At 62.1% G+C, this 17,828-nt stretch carries 18 protein-coding genes; 6 read left to right on the forward strand and 12 right to left on the reverse strand.

Annotated elements, in window-relative coordinates:
• Positions 1-47: 47 nt before the first annotated feature.
• The gene (locus tag ACW9H9_RS02665) at positions 48-356 is read left to right on the forward strand and encodes a phosphomannomutase (protein ID WP_457341458.1); all 309 of its coding nucleotides are present in this window, start codon (positions 48-50) and stop codon (positions 354-356) included.
• Positions 353-670: a hypothetical protein gene (locus ACW9H9_RS02670; RefSeq protein WP_457341459.1), complete on the forward strand. Its 318-nt coding sequence runs from the start codon at positions 353-355 to the stop codon at positions 668-670. Before ACW9H9_RS02665 ends, ACW9H9_RS02670 begins: the two co-directional genes overlap by 4 nt.
• Here ACW9H9_RS02670 and ACW9H9_RS02675 read toward each other — a convergent pair.
• From ACW9H9_RS02675 to ACW9H9_RS02685, 3 genes are all read right to left on the reverse strand, one after another.
• A complete protein-coding gene (locus ACW9H9_RS02675; RefSeq protein ID WP_457341460.1) occupies positions 652-1,272 on the reverse strand; it encodes a hypothetical protein in 621 nt (206 codons plus the stop codon). The genes ACW9H9_RS02670 and ACW9H9_RS02675 overlap by 19 nt on opposite strands.
• Positions 1,273-1,384: 112 nt before the next feature.
• On the reverse strand, positions 1,385-2,038 hold the full coding sequence (locus ACW9H9_RS02680) for an epoxyqueuosine reductase QueH (protein ID WP_457341461.1): 654 nt from the start codon (positions 2,036-2,038) through the stop codon (positions 1,385-1,387).
• 120 nt (positions 2,039-2,158) lie between these two features.
• Positions 2,159-2,773, reverse strand: coding sequence for a LysE family translocator (locus tag ACW9H9_RS02685; RefSeq protein ID WP_457341462.1), 615 nt, complete (start codon positions 2,771-2,773; stop codon positions 2,159-2,161).
• 369 nt (positions 2,774-3,142) lie between these two features.
• Here ACW9H9_RS02685 and ACW9H9_RS02690 point away from each other — a divergent pair, with 369 nt between their 5' ends.
• Positions 3,143-4,339, forward strand: coding sequence for an AAA family ATPase (locus ACW9H9_RS02690; protein WP_457341463.1), 1,197 nt, complete (start codon positions 3,143-3,145; stop codon positions 4,337-4,339).
• Positions 4,336-5,046 (forward strand): HNH endonuclease, encoded by a 711-nt coding sequence (locus ACW9H9_RS02695; RefSeq protein ID WP_457341464.1) that lies wholly within the window; start codon positions 4,336-4,338, stop codon positions 5,044-5,046. The genes ACW9H9_RS02690 and ACW9H9_RS02695 overlap by 4 nt, the downstream gene beginning before the upstream one ends.
• Positions 5,047-5,093: 47 nt before the next feature.
• On the opposite strand, the gene ACW9H9_RS02700 is transcribed toward ACW9H9_RS02695, so the two are convergent.
• Genes ACW9H9_RS02700 through ACW9H9_RS02725 form a run of 6 tightly spaced genes read right to left on the reverse strand, consistent with a single transcriptional unit; the run spans position 5,094 to position 10,564 of the window.
• Positions 5,094-5,930: a phosphodiesterase gene (locus tag ACW9H9_RS02700; protein WP_457341465.1), complete on the reverse strand. Its 837-nt coding sequence runs from the start codon at positions 5,928-5,930 to the stop codon at positions 5,094-5,096.
• A gap of 6 nt (positions 5,931-5,936) precedes the next feature.
• Positions 5,937-6,968, reverse strand: a complete 1,032-nt coding sequence (locus ACW9H9_RS02705) for an ABC transporter ATP-binding protein (protein ID WP_457341466.1) — start codon at positions 6,966-6,968, stop codon at positions 5,937-5,939.
• Positions 6,965-7,759, reverse strand: a complete 795-nt coding sequence (locus ACW9H9_RS02710; RefSeq protein ID WP_457341467.1) for an ABC transporter permease — start codon at positions 7,757-7,759, stop codon at positions 6,965-6,967. Before ACW9H9_RS02710 ends, ACW9H9_RS02705 begins: the two co-directional genes overlap by 4 nt.
• On the reverse strand, positions 7,756-8,565 hold the full coding sequence (locus ACW9H9_RS02715) for an ABC transporter permease (protein ID WP_457341468.1): 810 nt from the start codon (positions 8,563-8,565) through the stop codon (positions 7,756-7,758). The genes ACW9H9_RS02710 and ACW9H9_RS02715 overlap by 4 nt, the downstream gene beginning before the upstream one ends.
• Positions 8,566-9,570: an ABC transporter substrate-binding protein gene (locus ACW9H9_RS02720; RefSeq protein ID WP_457341469.1), complete on the reverse strand. Its 1,005-nt coding sequence runs from the start codon at positions 9,568-9,570 to the stop codon at positions 8,566-8,568.
• Positions 9,554-10,564 (reverse strand): LacI family DNA-binding transcriptional regulator, encoded by a 1,011-nt coding sequence (locus tag ACW9H9_RS02725; RefSeq protein WP_457341470.1) that lies wholly within the window; start codon positions 10,562-10,564, stop codon positions 9,554-9,556. The genes ACW9H9_RS02720 and ACW9H9_RS02725 overlap by 17 nt, the downstream gene beginning before the upstream one ends.
• A gap of 164 nt (positions 10,565-10,728) precedes the next feature.
• Between ACW9H9_RS02725 and ACW9H9_RS02730 the strand changes: the two genes are divergently transcribed.
• Positions 10,729-12,876, forward strand: coding sequence for a TonB-dependent siderophore receptor (locus ACW9H9_RS02730; protein WP_457341471.1), 2,148 nt, complete (start codon positions 10,729-10,731; stop codon positions 12,874-12,876).
• A 42-nt stretch (positions 12,877-12,918) separates the two neighbouring features.
• On the opposite strand, the gene ACW9H9_RS02735 is transcribed toward ACW9H9_RS02730, so the two are convergent.
• The 3 genes from ACW9H9_RS02735 to ACW9H9_RS02745 form a co-directional block, all read right to left on the reverse strand.
• Complete coding sequence (locus ACW9H9_RS02735) at positions 12,919-14,367, reverse strand: mechanosensitive ion channel domain-containing protein (RefSeq protein ID WP_457341472.1); 1,449 nt, start codon at positions 14,365-14,367, stop codon at positions 12,919-12,921.
• A gap of 94 nt (positions 14,368-14,461) precedes the next feature.
• Positions 14,462-15,328: a pirin family protein gene (locus ACW9H9_RS02740; RefSeq protein WP_457341473.1), complete on the reverse strand. Its 867-nt coding sequence runs from the start codon at positions 15,326-15,328 to the stop codon at positions 14,462-14,464.
• Positions 15,329-15,419: 91 nt separating this feature from the next.
• Positions 15,420-16,625: an MFS transporter gene (locus ACW9H9_RS02745; RefSeq protein WP_457341474.1), complete on the reverse strand. Its 1,206-nt coding sequence runs from the start codon at positions 16,623-16,625 to the stop codon at positions 15,420-15,422.
• Between the two features lie 96 nt (positions 16,626-16,721).
• On the opposite strand from ACW9H9_RS02745, the gene ACW9H9_RS02750 reads away from it, so the two are divergent.
• Positions 16,722-17,828 carry an efflux RND transporter periplasmic adaptor subunit gene (locus ACW9H9_RS02750; protein ID WP_457341475.1) on the forward strand — a complete coding sequence of 369 codons (1,107 nt, stop codon included), beginning with the start codon at positions 16,722-16,724 and terminating at the stop codon, positions 17,826-17,828.

Raw genomic sequence — 17,828 nt, forward strand, 5'->3', positions numbered from 1 at the left:
CGTCACCATAATAAAGTAAGCCTCAAATAATGCGGCGGGGAGCCACCATGAAAAGTTCAAAGTTACTGGTCGAGCGCATTGGTTTATTCCCCTCTTCGGGAAACATTCATGTGGACGTTATAAGCCCGGCCAAGATTGTTGAAAGAATGCAGGTGTTGTATGCCGGCAACTGCCTGGACACCGATGAGTCCTGTACCGAACTGTCGATGGTCTTTGCCGACTGGCGCTTCAAGTTGCAAGTCAGCGACCCGCTGTCGGTGTGCCTGTGTGTCGAAAGCCGGGGCGACAGCCACCTGATGCAAGCCAAGACGGCCGAATTGCTGGCCACCATTTCGTGCACCGAGGAGCGCCTATGAACCTTTATGGACAAGTCAAACGTGCCCATGCCCTGAAAAAACTGACCACGGTCTTTGAAGGGTTCGTGGGCGCCGCGCGCAGCCAGCCCGTACCTGACGTACAACGCTCGCAAAACACCCGCACCATTTCCCACTGGCTGGACCAGTTGCGCGGTAATTCGCCGCTGGAGGTGACCGACGCGCTGTTTGAGCAAATGAAAGACGCCCAGCGCCAGGGCAACACCCTGCGTTTCAATTCCCAGACGGTGTTGCTGGAGTTGCTGGTAGACAGCAAGTTGGCACTGGACCTGGTGACTTACTCGTCGTCCAGGTAGCCGGAGGCTTCCCGCCAGGGCGGCTCGTGGTAGGCGCGCTCGGCGCCCGACACCGCAATGGCCACATGATTGAGCAGTTTCTCGGCGTTGTACTTGGGCACCAACGCACACAACAACAGGATCACCACGCCCCCTCCGATCAGCGAGGGGGACACTTTGACGTCGACCATTTCCAGCCGCCAGAGAAACGCCAGCGCGGCCGCCGAGCCCAGCATCCAACCGGCCAGGGCTTCATTGAGCGGGTGAATGTAGGGCGCGATGCAAAAAGCACTGAACGCCCCGGTGAGCGCCACGCCCAGCGCCGCGACCGGCCAGCGCAGCTGCGGGTTGATACGCCGGGCAACCAGGCCCAGGCCCACTGTGACCATCAGGCTGGTGTTCATCGCATGGCCGCTGATCACGGCGATGTCCAGGCTTTGCAGCGCCACACCCCACCCTTTGAACAGCAACTTGCTGAACGCCACGATGGAGTACGTACTGGCGACGGTGACCAGCCACCACTTGAGCGCGAGCGGCCGCGAGTACCAGAGCCATACGGCGATCACCAGCGCGGCCGGAATCATTACGGTGATCCCGCCGTATTGCGCAAGCGTTTCACGCATGCCGTTGTGCTCCTTGTGTGGAAATTTGTGCGGGCCTATAAGACCCCAGGCCCGCACAAAACACAATGTTATCTACGCGGGGAAACCCTTCGCCACCGCGTCTGCGCCGGGCTTATTCGTCGTCGCCGTAGTACTTCACACCCAGGCGAATGATCTCCCGCCCCTGCTCCTTGCGATGGTGGTTGGTGTCACGCAATGAATAGATGCAGCCGCAGTATTCCTGCTGGTAAAACCGTTCGCGCTTGCTGATCTCGATCATGCGCGAGGAGCCACCGCCCTTGCGCCAGTTGTAATCCCAATAGGTCACGCCGGGGTATTTGCCTGCGCTGCGAACGCCGCTGTCGGTGATCTGCTGCATGTCTTTCCAGCGGGAAATGCCCAGGGAGCTGGAGATCACGCCAAAGCCGTGTTCATAGGCGTACAACGCCGTGCGCTCGAAACGCATGTCAAAACACATGGTGCAGCGCACGCCCCGCTCCGGTTCGTGCTCCATGCCTTTGGCGCGGGCGAACCAGTTGTCGGTGTCGTAGTCGGCGTCGATAAACGGCACGTTGTGCTCTTGGGCAAAGCGGATGTTTTCGTCCTTGCGCAACAGGTACTCACGCTCGGGATGAATGTTGGGGTTGTAGAAAAAAATCGTGTAGTCGATGCCGGAGGCGGTGATGGCTTCCATCACCTCGCCCGAGCACGGCGCGCAGCAGGAATGCAGCAGCAGCTTGTCAGCGCCGTCCGGCAGGGTCAGGTGGGGTCGGTTGACGGGAGGCATGGGAGTGAATTCCTTATCAGCTAAAACGAGCCAGCCATCGGCAGCGCTGGGGGGCGCCATTGTCCGTACGCACCGCAACGCAGACAAACTCATTTTATTTCAGACCAACACGAATCTGGCTCATGACCGGAGGTGAACGTAAAACGCCTCCAACATGAACAGCCCGCACACGCCCAACGCCACCCCCATCAGCCGGTTGAACAGCGTGAAGTACGCCTGCTGGGTAATCCGCCGCCCCAGCAGCGCCCCCAGCAACGAATAGACCCCCGGCGCACCCACCCCGGCGACACCCAGCAATGTGGAAACCACCGCGATGGAAATTCCCGAAATATGCGCGGCCGGCATCATCACGCTGGTAATGGGCAGCACCACCATGATGCCCTTGGGGTTGAGCAATTGGATGAGAAAGCCGTTCCAGAACGTGAGGGCCTTTAATGCACCGGGCGACGGCGCCTCCCCTGCACGCGGCACCACCGTGGTGGCGGTGTACACCTGATACGCCAGGAACAGCGTGTAGAGCCCGCCCACCAGCGAGATATACGGCAACATGCGCGGCGAAACCAACGCCTGGCCGGTGTAGCCAAACAGCACAAACAACACCAGCAACGCACAGCCAACCCCGGTAAAAAACCCGATGGACTGGCGAAACCTGCCGGTCAACCCGGCGTTCAACGCCATGAAATTCACCGGGCCCGGGCTGTACATCACGCTGAAGGCGTAGAGAAAAATATCCATCGCTGACCTCTGCTGTCGAATGAGGCGCGAGTCTACGTAGGGGCGTGAAAACCCTCTTGTACGATTGTGTTTGAACACAATGCCAGCCGGTGCATGCCATTCGTTCAGCACGAGCAAGTCCACTCTGGGCATGACGTGCTCATCAATAAGAAGGCGTCTGCTTCAAAGCGGCTCAATCGCGACGAGAGAAAATGGAGAGGTGTTTCAACCGCTGTAAATCTAAATAGCCGCTTGATATCATTGTGCCTTTATCCATTCGTTCAGGCAGTGCGAAAAAGTCGGACGATGCTGATCCTCTGCATCGCTGGCTAGCCGGCCTCACACCTGTGTTAACTGACATCAATACAAGGATGCATCATGAGCGGTGTCATGACAAAACTGATCAAAAATATAGAAGACTCTGTAGAAACAGGGTCCCCGCCGTTCATTACTTACCTGATCGGAAACAACGGAACCGGGAAAAGCCGATTACTTGCCAATATTTGTGACCATTATGAAAAATCGACCACCACCAAGGTAAAATCGGTTCTTTGCGTGACCAATGCGGTCAGTGACAGATTTACGTTCACCCATGGTCGTAAACGACGCTACCTGGGTGCAAGGGCCGTCGGCAACGCGATTTTCCTAAGTTCTCTGGATCGTGAGATCGCCAAATACCTGATCCAGGGGATAAAACCGGGAAAAATGGCGTTTTTACGAACATTGACTGATTCTTTAAAACTCAAGTTTTCCATTCAGTTTCCCGCGAGCATCAAAAACAAAATCACCAGTACGATGCTCTCCGAAACCATTGACAACCGAAAACTAAAGAACACACAAATCAATAAGCTATTTACCGCTATTGAAAGAAAATGGCTTGCGAAAACGATCAGCGATGACGTGTTTATAGACAAGTTAACCATTCCAGAAGCGGCGATTCTCAAGACCTATATCGACCTTAATCCCGAGGTAGTGGTTTATGCGTGGACGGGCCAGAACCCACTTAAATATTCCGACTTGAGTTCAGGCGAGCAAAACAGAATTGCCACGGCGTTAAAAATAATTGCCAATGCGGAAAACAATTGCCTGGTCCTCATCGACGAACCTGAAATCAGTTTGCACCTCAAGTGGCAAATGGAGTTTCATGCCTTCATGACCCAAATCATGGAGAACTATAAGAATTATCATGTCTTAATCGCCACCCACTCTCCCGTGATTGTGTCAGAAGCCGCCAAAGATAACGAAACGGACGCCATCATTGTCCTCAACGCTCAAAGCAATCGTTCAGTGACGTCCGACCAACAACTTGAGTTTATCGGCTACCGGGCGGCAACCTCCGAAAATATAAATAGTTGCGACGGCCTCACCCTCGACCTGTTTGATACGGCGACCTACAACACCAAAGCCATTGATCAGGCCATTGCAGAAGCGATCCTCGATGCCTCCGAGCCCGCACACAACGTCGAACGTGAAATTAAAAGACTCACCGAACTGCTGAATAAAAATGGGATGCCCGACGAGAAGAGGCACACCATCAACGAAGCCATTTCTCTGATTCGACGACACTTCCAAGGGGCGCCCCAATGATCTCTCTAGCCGACGCCTCGAGCGCTACGGTCATAACACACCTGGAACGTTTAGTTGCCGACGATATGATGACGGCCGTAGAGGCCTGGACCTGCTATTCCAATCCCAAAAAAACACACAAGTTTAAAAAGCTGTCCTGGCGCCTGAGCGAGTCGGAAGCCTCCAGCATGGAACGGCTCATCACTGCCGTACGTATGACCTTAAAAAAACGAATCAACAAACGCTGCGCCTACTGCAAGCGACCCATGGGGCAACACGGAAAATCCTGGAACATAGAGCACATCGCCGGAAAAACCAAATTCCCCGAAAAAATTTTTTCACTCGAAAACCTTACCTATGCCTGCATGGACTGCAATCTCGTAAAAAACAATACCGTCGACCGAAAAAATCCTTACGTATTCGACATTATCGATCCCAATTCGACAAACTTTAAATATGGCGACCACTTAAAGTTTTTCCAATTATCGACTGAACACATACACATCCTTAAATACGAAGCCATTTCGCCATCAGGACAGTCCACCTACACCAAACTGAAACTCAACATGCTGGAGCACCTGGAAGTACTGAACAGTCTCAGCGCCTCCACTCGCCAGCTTAATGACAGGATTGACGAATTGCTTTACACCCTTACCCAACGCCAAAACAACGTTGAAGTTGCAGAATTTCTACATGATATAAAATTGAAACTGGCGCATGTTCAGTAGTAACAACGCGGCGCTCAGCTGACGTTTAACGTCTGGAAGAGGTTTGCTCAGTCAATCAACCCCTGCGCATCATAAAAAGGATACGGCCCCGGGTACTCGCCCAACACCGCCGTGTGGCTGACCACCCCCTGCCCCGGTGCCCAGCGATGCAGCAGATACCCCGCCGGTTCCAGGTTGAAATGCGCGGGCGCTTGCACCTGCAGGTCCAGCACGATCTGGTGCGACGTGCCCGGGCACACGCAACACAGGCTCCCCCCGAACCGGCGCTGCATCGGCCGGTGCAAATGCCCGCACAGCACCCGCTCTACGTGCGGGTGAGCGGCGATGACCTGCTCAAAAGCCGCCGCATTGATAAAGGGCTCGCGGTCCATGTGGCCAATGCCGCTGATAAAGGGCGGGTGGTGCAGGATCACCAGCGTCGGCACTGCGGGGCGTGTCGCCAGGCGGGCGTCCAGCCACTGTAACTGGCTGTCCAGCAACTGCCCGCCGTGGCCGCCGGGGACGGTCGAGTCCAGCCCGATCAGGCGCAGTGGGTAGTCATCCACCACCCAGTCCAGCGGCGCGTCGGCCGACAGCGGCAAATACGCTTGATCGGCAAACGCCTCCAGCAAATGCTCGCGGCTGTCGTGGTTGCCCGGCACCAGGTAGTACGGCATCTGCAAGCGCTCAAGCTCGGGGCGCAGCACCGCGTATTCATCGGGGCGGCCAAAGTCCACCAGGTCGCCGCTGATGACCACGATGTCGGGCTGCGGGTAACGGGTGTTCACGTGTTCGACGGCACGGCGCAGCGCGCCCAGGGTATCGACCACGCCGTAGGTCAGGCGCTGGCCGGCTTTAAGGTGCAGATCGCTGATCTGCGCAACAAGAAACGGACGATTCGACATAGGTTCTCAAACAGGCAGGGTGAACAACAGGTGCGGCGCAACGGCCAGGGCCAGCGGTGCGCCGACGGCGTAAGACGTGTCGTCGCTGCTGTCCACCAGCAGCGGTTGCGGGCCGCCCACGTCCACCAGCAGGCGGCTTTGCGGCCCTTGGAAAAACTGCGCCACCAGGCGCCCGTGCAGGTGCCCTTCGCCCTCCATCACCTGCAGGTGCTCGGGGCGGCAGTACAGGGTGGTGGGCTGCGTGGGCGCGTGCCACGGCAGTTCGCCGCCGTACACTTTGACGCCGTGGGCGCTGCGCTCGAGCACCGTGAAGGCATTCAGGTTGCCGACGAACCCTGCGACGAAGCGGCTGGCCGGTTGTTGGTAAATGTCGCGGGGGCTGCCCAGTTGCGCCACGCGGCCCTTCTCCATCACCAGGATGCGATCGCCCAATGCCATGGCCTCGCCCTGGTCGTGGGTGACAAAGACCGCGGTGATGCCCAGGCTGCGCAGCAACGTGTCCAGCTCGCTACGCAGGCGTTCGCGCAACTGCGCGTCCAGCGCTGCGAGGGGTTCGTCCAGCAACAGCACCTTGGGGCGTGGCGCCAGCGCGCGGGCCAGGGCCACCCGTTGGCGCTGGCCGCCGGAGAGTTCGTGGATGCGGCGGGCGCCGTGCTGTTGCAGGCCCACCAGTTCCAGCAACTCGTCGCAGCGCTTGTTGCGCTCGGCGGGCGCCATGCCGCGAATCTTCAGGCCGTAGGCGATGTTGCCGGCCACATCGAGGTTGGGAAACAGCGCGTAGTTCTGGAACACCATGCCCACGTCGCGCCGCTCGATGGGCAAGCGGGTCACGTCACGCTCGCCAAAAAACACCTGGCCCGCGTCCGGGCGCTCAAGGCCTGCGATCAGGCGCAGGGTGGTGGTTTTGCCGCAGCCGGACGGGCCCAGAATCGCCAGGGTTTCGCCGCCCTCGATGGTCAGGTTCAGGTCCTGCACGGCAACGGTGCCATCGGCGAACGCCTTGCGGCAGCCTTGCAGGCGGATAGTGATTGCGGTCATCGACGCTCTCCACGGGACAGACGGGCACTGATGGCCTGCAGCGCGATCAGCAGCGGCACGATCATCAACAAAAAGATCAGGGTGTAGGCGCTGGCGATTTCCAGGCGCGCCGAGGCGTAGCTGTCGGCCAGGCCTACGGGCAGGGTCTTGGTCAGCGGCGTGTGCAGCATCCAGGTCAGGTTGAACTCACCCAGTGACAGCGTCACCACCATCAACACCCCGGCCAGGATGCCCGCGCGACAGTTGGGCACCACCACGCTGAAAAATCGCCGCAAGGGCCCGGCGCCCAGGCTGGCCGCGGCCTCTTCCAACACCGGCAGTTGCTGGCGTTGCATCACCGCCATCACCGGGCGCACCAGGAACGGCAAGGTGAACAGCACATGGCCCACGAGAATGAACAGCCAACTGCTGCGAAACCCGCCGAACTGGCCGTAGGTCAGCAGCAGCGCCAGTGCGCTGGCAAGGCCGGGCATGGCCACCGGCAGCACCATCAACTCTTCAAAGGCGCGGCTCAGGCGGTTGTTCATCCGCACCAATGCATAGGCCGCCGGGACGCCGATCACACAAACGCACAGCGCACACGCCAGCGCCAGTTGCAGCGACAGCCACACGGTGGGCGAATAGGCCTGCCACACCTGGGCCAGCCAGTCGAACGTGAGCCCACTCGATAGCCCCACAAAAAAGTTGCGCGTCAGCCCCACCAGCAATGACATCACCACCGGCACCAACATGAACGCGCACACCAGCAAGGTGAACAGCAGTTGCAGCACAAACAGCGATGAGCGCTTCACAGGACCGTCCCCGCGTTTTTCACCAGCCGCCGCGTGAGCAGCAGCACCGCCCAGGTCAACCCGCCCAGCGCCACCGACAGCGCCGCCGCCACGGCAAAATTGGCGTAGTTGGTGAACACGTTGTAGATCGCCACCGGCGTGACGTTCAACTGTGTGCCCAGGGTAAAGGCGGTGCCGAAGGCGCCCATGGCCGTGGCAAAACAGATGGCCCCGCACGACGCCAGCGCGGGCGCCAGGCCCGGGATGATCACGTCGCACACCACCCGCCAATGCCCGGCGCCCAGGGAGCGCGCCGCTTCTTCAAGGCTGCGGTCGAGGCTTTCGCAGGCAGCCATCACCGTGAGAATCACCCGAGGGATCGAAAAGTACAGGTAGCCGACAAACAGCCCCGCCAGCGAATACGCAAAGATCCAGCGCTCACCGGCCAGGTGCAGGCCCAGCGAGGCAAACAACCCTTGGCGCCCCGCCAGCAGAATCACCAGGAAACCCACCACCACACCGGGAAACGCCAGCGGAAAGGTGAGCAACGCCACCAGCGCCGAACGCCCGAAAAACCGCTGGCGGGCGAGAAACACCGCAGCAACGCCCCCCACCACCAGCGCGGCAAACGTCACCAGCAGCGCCAGTACGCAGGTCTGCACCAGGCTGCCCAGGTACAGGCCGCTGCTGAGCACTTGCCAGTAACCGCTGCCGCTGGCGTCGCGGCTCTGCCCGCCGAGCATCACCAGGTGCGCAAGCGGCAACAGCCAGAACGCCAGCAGCACCGCAAAGGCCGGGGCCAGGGCCCAGGAGGCGTGTCTGGGCACTTACTTGACCTCACTCAGGTAACGGGCGGCGAAGGCTTCCTGCACGTCGGCCATTTTCTGGTAGTCCACCACGCCTGCGCGGGCGTAGTCGGCGTCTGGCAGGAACTGCGCGGCCACCTCGGCAGGCATCGGCACCGGGCGCACCGGGCGCAGGTAGGCCTTGGCCCACAACGCCTGGCCTGCATCGGACAGCACAAAGTCCAGCACTTTTTCGCCATTGCCACGGTGCGGCGCGTTCGCCACCAGGCTCATCACGTAAGGCACGCTGATGCTGCCCTCTTGCGGGATCACAAAGGCCACGTTGGCGTTGTCTTTATAGCGGGCGCGGTAGGCGTTGAAGTCGTAGTCCACCAGAATCGGCAACTCGCCCGACAGGACCCGCGCGTAAGCGGTCTGCTTGGGCACGATGGGCGCGTTTTTCGCCAGCTTCTGGAAGTAGTCGATGGCCGGGGCGAAGTTGTCGAGGCTGCCGCCCAGGGCGCGGTTGATCGCCACGGCGGAGACGTAGCCGACAAACGCGCTGGACGGGTCCAGGTAGCCGACCATGCCTTTGTATTCGGGCTTGAGCAGGTCGGCCCAGCCCTGCGGCACCGGCAAGCCGCCCAGGGCGTCCACGTTGACCATGATGCCCAAGGTGCCGGAGTGGATCGCGAACCAGTGGCCCGCCGGATCTTTCAACCCGGCCGGGATCTGCTCCCACCCCTTGGGTTTATAACCGTCCACCACCCCGGCTTTTTGCGCCTGCAGGCCAAAGGTCACGCCGTAATACACCACGTCGGCCACCGGCGCGGCCTTCTCGGCCACCAGTTGGGCCAGGGACTGGCCGGAGTTCTTGTTGTCCAGCGGCACTTGCACGCCGGTGCTCGCGTTGATCGCCTTGAGCTGGGTGCCCCAGTCGGCCCAGTCCGGCGGGCAGTTGTAGCAAATCGCCGTCTCGGCGGCCTGGGCCAGGCCCGCCGCGCCGCACAGTAACAGCGTCGCCAGGGTTTTACGGAACGCGTTCATCAGGTGTCTCCTCAAGGGGTTGGGTGCTGTCGCCCGGCCGAATGTGGCACGGCAGGCAATGGGAAACCGGGGCCTGCCCGGCGATTTGCGCCAGCAGTTGGTCGATCACGGTGTGGGCCAGTTGCGCGATGGGCTGCACCACGCTGCACAGCGTCGGGTGCATCTGGGTGCCCAGGGCAATGCCGTCAAAGCCCATCACCGACAACTGCCCCGGCACGCTCCAGCCGTTGCGGCGCAGCTCGGCGATCAGGCTGATGGCCAAAAAATCGTTGGAGCACACCAGCGCGGTGGGCGCGTGCGGGCCCTGTAACAACGCGGCGATGGCAGCGAACTCGGCCTGGGTGTGGTCGGGCATTTCGATCACCGGCATGCGGTGTTCGCCCATGGCATCGCAGTACCCGGCGTAGCGCAGCCGGGCACGGTCGGACTGCAACGCCGGGCCCGCCACCATGCCGATGCGCCGGTGCCCGGCGTCCAGCAGGTAGCGGGTGGCCAGGGCCATGCCGGCGCGGTTGTCCACCGAAACGGCGCTGTGGTCGGGGTTGTCGGGTTGGTGGTAGGCCAGCACAAAAGGCGTTTGCTCGGTGGCCAGGCTGTCGAGCACGCTGTTGCTGTGCGCATCGGTGACCGTCAGCACGAGGCCGTCGACCCGCTGGCGCAGCAGTTCTTCCACCACCACGCTTTCGCGCTCGCTGCTGTAGTCGGTGGTGGCCAGCAGCAGGCTGTAACCGCGCAGCCGCGCCGCCCGTTCCATGGCCTGCACCTGTTCGGCGAACACCGGGTTGAGCAGGTTGGGCACCACCACGCCAATCAACCGCGTGGTTTGCAGGCGCAACTGGCGGCCCAGCAGATTGGGACGAAACCCCAGCTCGCGGGCCGCCGCGAACACCTGCTCGCGGGTGGCCGGGCGCACCTGTTCAGGGGAGGCAAACGTGCGCGCGGCGGTGGCACGCGACACCCCGGCCAGCCGGGCGACGTCTTTTAAGTCAGGCATTGTGGCTCGCTTGAGATCGATCTCATTGGCGAGGACAGTACCGGGGCAATGTGTCAGTGCCGCGATGAAGCGATGACGGTTTGATGTCAGCCCGGCGCTTGTAAAAAACCGCCGTTATGCCTAGCTTATGCGCCCCTCGTTCTGCGCTCTCAGGCCTTTTCCCCATGATGTTGCGTTTTCGTCCTGCCGTTTGTTCGCGTTTGCCCCTCGACCTGTTGACCCTTGGCCTGCTGCTCAGCGGCAGTACGCTGGCCGCCGAGATCGAACTGCCAGCGGTGAAAGTCCAGGGTCAGGACGAGTCCGGTTATCAAGCCGCCACGGCCTCGGTGGCCGGTTTTAGCGAAGCGCCGCTGGTGGACACGCCCGCCTCGATCACGGTGATCAACGCCGCCTTGATCAAGGACCAGCAAGCCCGCCTGCTCAGCGAAGTGCTGCGCAACGACGCCTCGGTGGGTGACAGCTACGCGCCCGTGGGCTACTACGAGAACTTCGTGGTGCGCGGTTTTTCCCTCAATGCCGCCAGCAGCTACAAAATCAACGGCCGCACCATCACCGGCGAGCAGAACGTGGCGCTGGAGAATAAACAGCAGGTGGAAGTGCTCAAGGGCCTGGCCGGCCTGCAAAGCGGGATCAGCGAGCCCAGCGGCGTGATCAACTACATGACCAAGCGCCCGGAAGATGTGCGCTCGGTCACCGTGTCCACCGACGACCGCGGCAGCGGGTATGTGGCCACCGATGTGGGCGGCTGGTTTGGCAGCGAGCAGCAATTTGGCCTGCGCGCCAACGTGGCCCATGAAGACCTCAACTCGTATGTGGAACACGCCAACGGCCAACGCGATTTCCTGTCGCTGGCCTTTGACTGGAACATCAGCCCCGACGCCGTGCTGCAACTGGACGCCGAATACCAGAACAAGGACCAGCGCTCAGTGCCGGGCTATCAGTTGCTGGGCGGCACCGAACTGCCGCACCACGCCTCGCCGAAAAAACTGCTGGGCCACCAGAGCGGCGCCCATCAGGTGGGCATCGATTCGCTTAACCTCAACGGTAAGTTCGAATACCGCTTCAGCGACCAATGGAAAGGCAGCATCAGCGCCTCGCGCAGCAAAGTGGTGATTGACGACTACAGCTCGTTTGCCTGGGGCGACCCGCAAGGGCTCACCAACCACTTCAGCCCCGAGGGCGATTACGGCCTCTACGATTTTCGCAGCCCTGACGACACCCGGCGCAACGACGAGATTCAGGCGGCCATGACCGGCCTGTTCAACACCGCAGGTCTGGGCCATGAGCTGACGTTTGGCACCAGCGCGTTCCGCCGGGTGGTCAACCAGCGCGACCCGATCAACGCCCTTATCGGCAGCGGCAACATTCACCTGGACCCGGACAGTTTTGCCCGCTACGACGGCCCGTTGAACGACAGCCACCGGCGCCTCGACAGCCGCCAGTACGGGCTGTTCGCCACCGACCGCATCCGCTTCAACGAACACTGGCAGACCGTGCTCGGCGGGCGCGAAGTGCGCCTGGATGAACAGGCCTTCGATGCCCAGGGCGACCCATCGCGCCATACCCAGCAATACGTGTTCTTGCCCCAAGCGGCGCTGATCTACAAGCCGGTGGAAAATGTGTCGCTCTATACCAGCTACAGCAAAGGCCTGTCGCTGGGCGGCCAGGCGCCCTGGTTTGCCCTCAACAGCCTTGAAACCCTGGCCCCGACCGTCTCCCGGCAACTGGAAGCCGGGGTGAAATACGACTGGCGCCGCATCAGCTTTGCCGCCGCCGTGTTCCAGACCCGCCAGGCCTACCAGTACGCCAAGCCGGATGGCGCGGGCAACTTCACCTACGTGCAACAAGGCCAGCAGAAAAATACCGGGCTTGAGCTGTCTGCCAACGGCTGGGCCACCTCCCGCCTGCAACTCGCCGCCAGCGTTGCGGCCATCCGCGCGCGGGTGACCAACAGCGGCACGCCCGACTATGAAGGGCACCAGGCGATCAACGTGCCTAACCTGCGCGCCAGCCTGTACGCCGACTACGCCCTGCCGTGGGTCGACGGGCTGGCCCTGCTGGGCGGCGTGCAATACAGCGCCAGCAAATACGCCGACCGCGTGGGCAATGTGTCAGCCGGGGGGTATTCGGTGGTCAACGTGGGCAGCCGCTATACCAACCGAATCGAGGGCTACGAGACGGTGCTGCGCCTGAGTGTCGACAACCTGTTCGACAAGCGTTACTGGCGCGATACCGGCGAATACCTGGGCGATGACTACCTGTTCCAGGGCGCACCCTTGACCGCCCGCTTGAGTGCCACGGTCAACTTCTGAGGTCGGCGCCCGCACCGGTGTGGGTGGGGCGTGCCAGCGCCCCTAGCCACCCGTGCGGCTGCGCAGCCACTGCAAAAAGCCCTTTTTGACCGGCACTACCGGCGCCTCTTGAGTCAGGCTTTGCGCCGCGTGCAGGCGAAAATCCAGCAGCGCCTTCATGGCCTCGCCGATGTCATGCCGCGCATCCAGGCACGGCTTGAGGTATTCCTGCTCGATGCGGTACAGGCTGCAAAAGGTCTTGGCGACGAAATCGGCGGGCACGCCCTGCTCAGACAAAATCCCGGCTTCACCGATCACCTCGCCCGGCCCCATTCGCCCGCCTTCGAACTTGTGCCCGGCCTTGGTCAAGATCACCGAAATCACCCCCGATTCGATGATGAACAAATGATCACTGACCTCCCCGGCCGGCAAAATCATGGCCCCGGCGCGGAAGGTTTGCAGGGTCATGTGCTGGCTGAAGGTTTCTTTCTCGTCCTGGCGCAGGGTCGAGAAAATAGCCGAGCTTTCCAGCAACGCCTTGGCCGGGGACACCGCAGGCGGCGGGGCCGCTTCGGCGGTGGACAACAAGCTGACCCCGGCGGCCTGCAAATGCCGGAACGCCAGGTCATACAGCTGGTTGCGCACCTCGCGCTTGACGCCCATGGCGGGCACAAACCCGCTGATCTCGTATTCCACCCCGCCACTGGCGGACGTCTTGAACGCCACGCTGGGCGCCGGTTTTGCCAGCAGCGGCCGGCAGCCCTGCATCGCCCGCTCCAGCGCTTCGATCACCGTTTGCGGCCGGGCGTGGGGGCTCACTTGCAGGCTCACCGACAGCCCGAACATGTCGGCCGGGCGCGAGAAGTTGATGATCTTGGCCTTGGCCGCCAGTGAGTTGGGCACGACCGCAATACTGCCCTGAGCGGTTTGCAGCCGCGTGGCGCGCCAGTCGATGTCGACCACCTTGCCTTCGGTGCCGTCAATGGAGATCCAGTCATCCACCTGATACGGCTTGGTGGTGTTGAGCACGATCCCCGAAAACACGTCGCTCAGGGTGCTCTGCAACGCCAGGCCGACGATGATCGCCACGGCGCCGGAGGTGGCGAGCACGCCTTTGACCGGCAGGTCGAGCACATAGGCCATGGCGGCGATGATGGCGATCAGGAAAACCACCGCGCCGACCAGGTCCTGCAACAGGCTCCCGCCATGCCCGACCCGCTGCATCATTACCGCGCCCAACAGCACCGTGAGGGTGCGTGCGGCATACAGCCACCAGCCGATCTGCAGCGCGGTCGCCGCCAGGTGCAGCGGCACATCCTCAGGCCACGGCGCCACTTGCAAGGGGTTCATGCCTTCGTTGAACAGCAACGCGCTGAACCCGCCAAAAATGATCACCCGCATGGCCAGCCGCCAGCCGTTCGCGTTGGCGCTGACCAGCCGCCACAACAGGATGTCGACAAGTATCAGCGCCAGGGCGCAGAACATCGGGTGATCGGTGATAAGGGCGGGCATTCAGGCGGCTCCAGGACGAATGGCGTGAAGATCGCATGAAATGGGGATGAAAGGGAGTGATCGTTCCCACGCAAACGTAGGAACGATCAGACAGTCAAGCCGGCATCTGGCCGAACTGGCCGGACTGGACATCCACAAACGCCTGGTGGATCTCCTGTTCGGTGTTCATCACGAACGGGCCATGGCTGACGATGGGCTCGTCGATCGGCTCGCCGCTGAGCAGCAGCACCATCGCGTCGTCGTTGGACGCAAGCGACAGCTGGTCGCCATCCCGCTCGAACAGCACCCACTGGCCCTGACGCGCCAGCTCGCCGCCGTTGACCTGCACCGTGCCCCGCAACACCACCAGCGCGGTGTTGCGCCCGTGGGGCAGGTCCAGGGTCAACGTCTTACCGGCGTTGAGGCGCAGGTCCCACACGTCAATCGGCGTAAACGTACGGGCCGGGCCCTGTACACCGGCAAACTCACCAGCGATCAGGCGCAGGCGCCCGGCGCCGTCCGGCAGGGGCAGCGAGGGAATATCACCGTCCAGGATCGTCTGGTAACCGGCCTCGCCCATTTTGTGCCGGGCTGGCAGGTTGACCCACAACTGCACCATTTCCAGGGCCCCGCCTTGGCGGGCGAAGGCTGCGGAATGGAACTCCTCGTGAAGAATGCCCTTGGCCGCGGTCATCCATTGCACATCGCCCGGGCCGATGGTGCCACCGGCGCCGGTGGAATCGCGGTGCTCGACTTCGCCGTCGTAGACGATGGTCACGGTTTCAAACCCACGGTGCGGGTGCTGCCCCACCCCACGACGCTGGGTGGTGGGGGTGAATTCGGCCGGGCCTGCGTGGTCCAGCAACAGGAATGGGCTGATGTGTTTGCCCAAGGTGTCGTAGGAAAACAGGGTGCGGACCGGGAAACCGTCACCCACCCAGTGACCGCGTGGGCTGGTGTAAATGCCAATGATGTTTTTCATGGTGTTCCTCCACTGTGGATACACCTTAAATCTGTTGGCAATTTAACGCTAGACGGCAAAACCGGCCTTAATCGTCCCACCTATAGAACAATCAACGCACCGATAGCACCGCCACCCGCCGCTCGCGCAACACATGAAACGCCACAAACGCCGCCAGCGCGAAGCTGCCCTGCAACAGGATCATCGGTACAGCGCTGCCGTCCCGCAGGTGGCTCAACAGCATGCCGCTGAACGTAGCGCCAAACATTTGCGAAAAGCCCATGAGCCCCGCCGCCAGCCCGGCCCGGTGGGCGTTGGGCATCACCCCGCCGGTCACCGACCCCGGCAGTACCAGCCCGCCGCCCAGGGTCACCAGTGCAATGGGCAGGCTCAGGCCGAGCACCGACAACCCGAACAGCTCGAAAATCACCACGGTGCCAACCCCGCCTGCGGCGACCAGGCTCACACCAATGGCCACCACGCGCGCAGGCCCCAGGTGCATGATTTTGCGCCGGGTAAACACGGCCCCCACGATCAGCATCGACACCATCGCGCCAAAGACCACGCCGTATTGCGCGCTGCTCAGGCCCAGCAGGTTGATGTAGATCGCCGACGAGCCGGCAATCACTGAAAACATCGCGCCGTACGTAAGGGCCAGGGTCACGGCAAACGTGCGGTAGCCCCGGCCCTTGAGCAGGTCCAGGTATTGCCCGGCAAGGGTCTTCCAGTGGCCGGCCTTGGGGTCGAGGTTTTCATTGCTCTCACGGTAGAACAGCAGCACCGCGATCAGCGCGGCGGTGCCCAGGGTCAACGCCAACAGGACCGGTGCATGCCAGCCGCCCCATTTGACCAGCACCCCGCCAAGCATGGGCGACACCACAATGGCGCTGAGCATGCCAATGACCGTCAAGGCTAGCGCCGGGCCCGCCTCGGCTTTCCAGACGTCACGCACCACGGTGCGCGCCAACACCAGCGCGGCGCACGCGCCCAGGCCTTGCAGCACACGGGCGAAGATCAACTCGCCCATGCTGCTGACCAGCAACATGCCCAGGGTGGCAGCGACGTACAGCGCCAGGCCTGCGATCAACACCGGGCGCCGGCCGATGCGGTCCGACAAGGGGCCGAGCACTAATTGGCCCAGGCCAAAGGCCGCGACAAAGGCCGACAACGCCGCCAGCGCCGAACCGGGCGGCGCCATCAGGGCCTGCTCGATCGAGCCCAGGCCAGGGATGATCAGTTGGGTGGAGACTTCGCCCAGGGCGGTCAACACCACCAGCAGGCCTAACAATGTTCGCGAGGGAGTCGGGTAAGTCGACATACGGTTTTTCCGGGGCTGGATTAATTTATATTTCGACCATAATATGCGTAAAAAATTATGTCCATAATTTTTTGTACCCGTGACCCGGAGCCCAACATGAACCTTCTCCCCCTGCGTCTCTTAACGCCCCTGGCGCTCTTGATGCTGCTCAGTGGCTGCAACGGCAAGGCCGACCCCGTGGCCGATGCGCACGCCCCCCGCCCCGTCCTGGCCACCAAAGTGGAGGCCGCGGGCAACCTGCAAAGCGCCTACACCGGCGTGGTGGCGGCGCGCACCGAAAGCGACCTGGGCTTTCGGGTCGGCGGCAAAGTCATCGAGCGCAAGGTCGACCCCGGCCAGCACGTCAATAAAGGCGACACCCTGCTGGTGCTGGACATCGGCGACTTCGAACTGGCGCTGCGCTCGGCCAAAAACCGCGTCACGGCCGCCCAGGCGCAACTGCGCCAGCGCCGCGATGACGAAAACCGCTACCAGCGCCTGGCCAGTACCGGCGCGATCTCGCGGCAGATCTTCGACCAGTCCGCGACCAACCTGCGGGTGGCCGAAGCCGATCTGGCGTCGGCGCAATCGGATGCCAGCCAGATCGAAAACCGCCGCACCTATTCGATCCTGAAGGCCGACAGCGACGGGATCATCACCGATGTGCGCGTGGACCGCGGCCAAGTGGTTGCCGAAGGCCAGGTGGTGGCCCGCCTGGCCCATGACGGTGCCCGCGAAGCCATCGTCAACCTGCCCGAAAACCAGCGTGACCAGGCCTCGCAAAAGGCCCTGGCGTTTCCCTTCGACGCCCCCGAGCAAGCGGTGAGCGCGACCTTGCGCGAGTTGTCGGCCAGCGCCGATCCGGTCACCCGCACCTACCGCGCCCGCTACGTGCTGCACGGCGCCGTGGAGCGTTTTGCCCTGGGTTCGACCATCACCGTGCGCCTGCAAGGCAATGGCGAAGCGCAGCAGACCCGCGTGCCCATCGGCGCCCTGCAAGACACCGGCAAAGGCACCGGCGTGTGGGTGATTGGCGCCGACAACAGGGTCAGCTTCGCCCCGGTCACGGTGTTGAGCCTGGGCCAGGAAGACGCGGTGCTGGCCAGCGGCGTCAGCCCCGGCCAAGTGGTGGTCGCCCTCGGCGCGCACCTGCTGCACAGCGCTGACGCGGTGCTCCTGTTACCGGCCCAGGCACTGGCCCTCAACCGTCAGCAGGAACACTGA

Source organism: Pseudomonas sp. SDO5215_S409, from assembly GCF_054071325.1.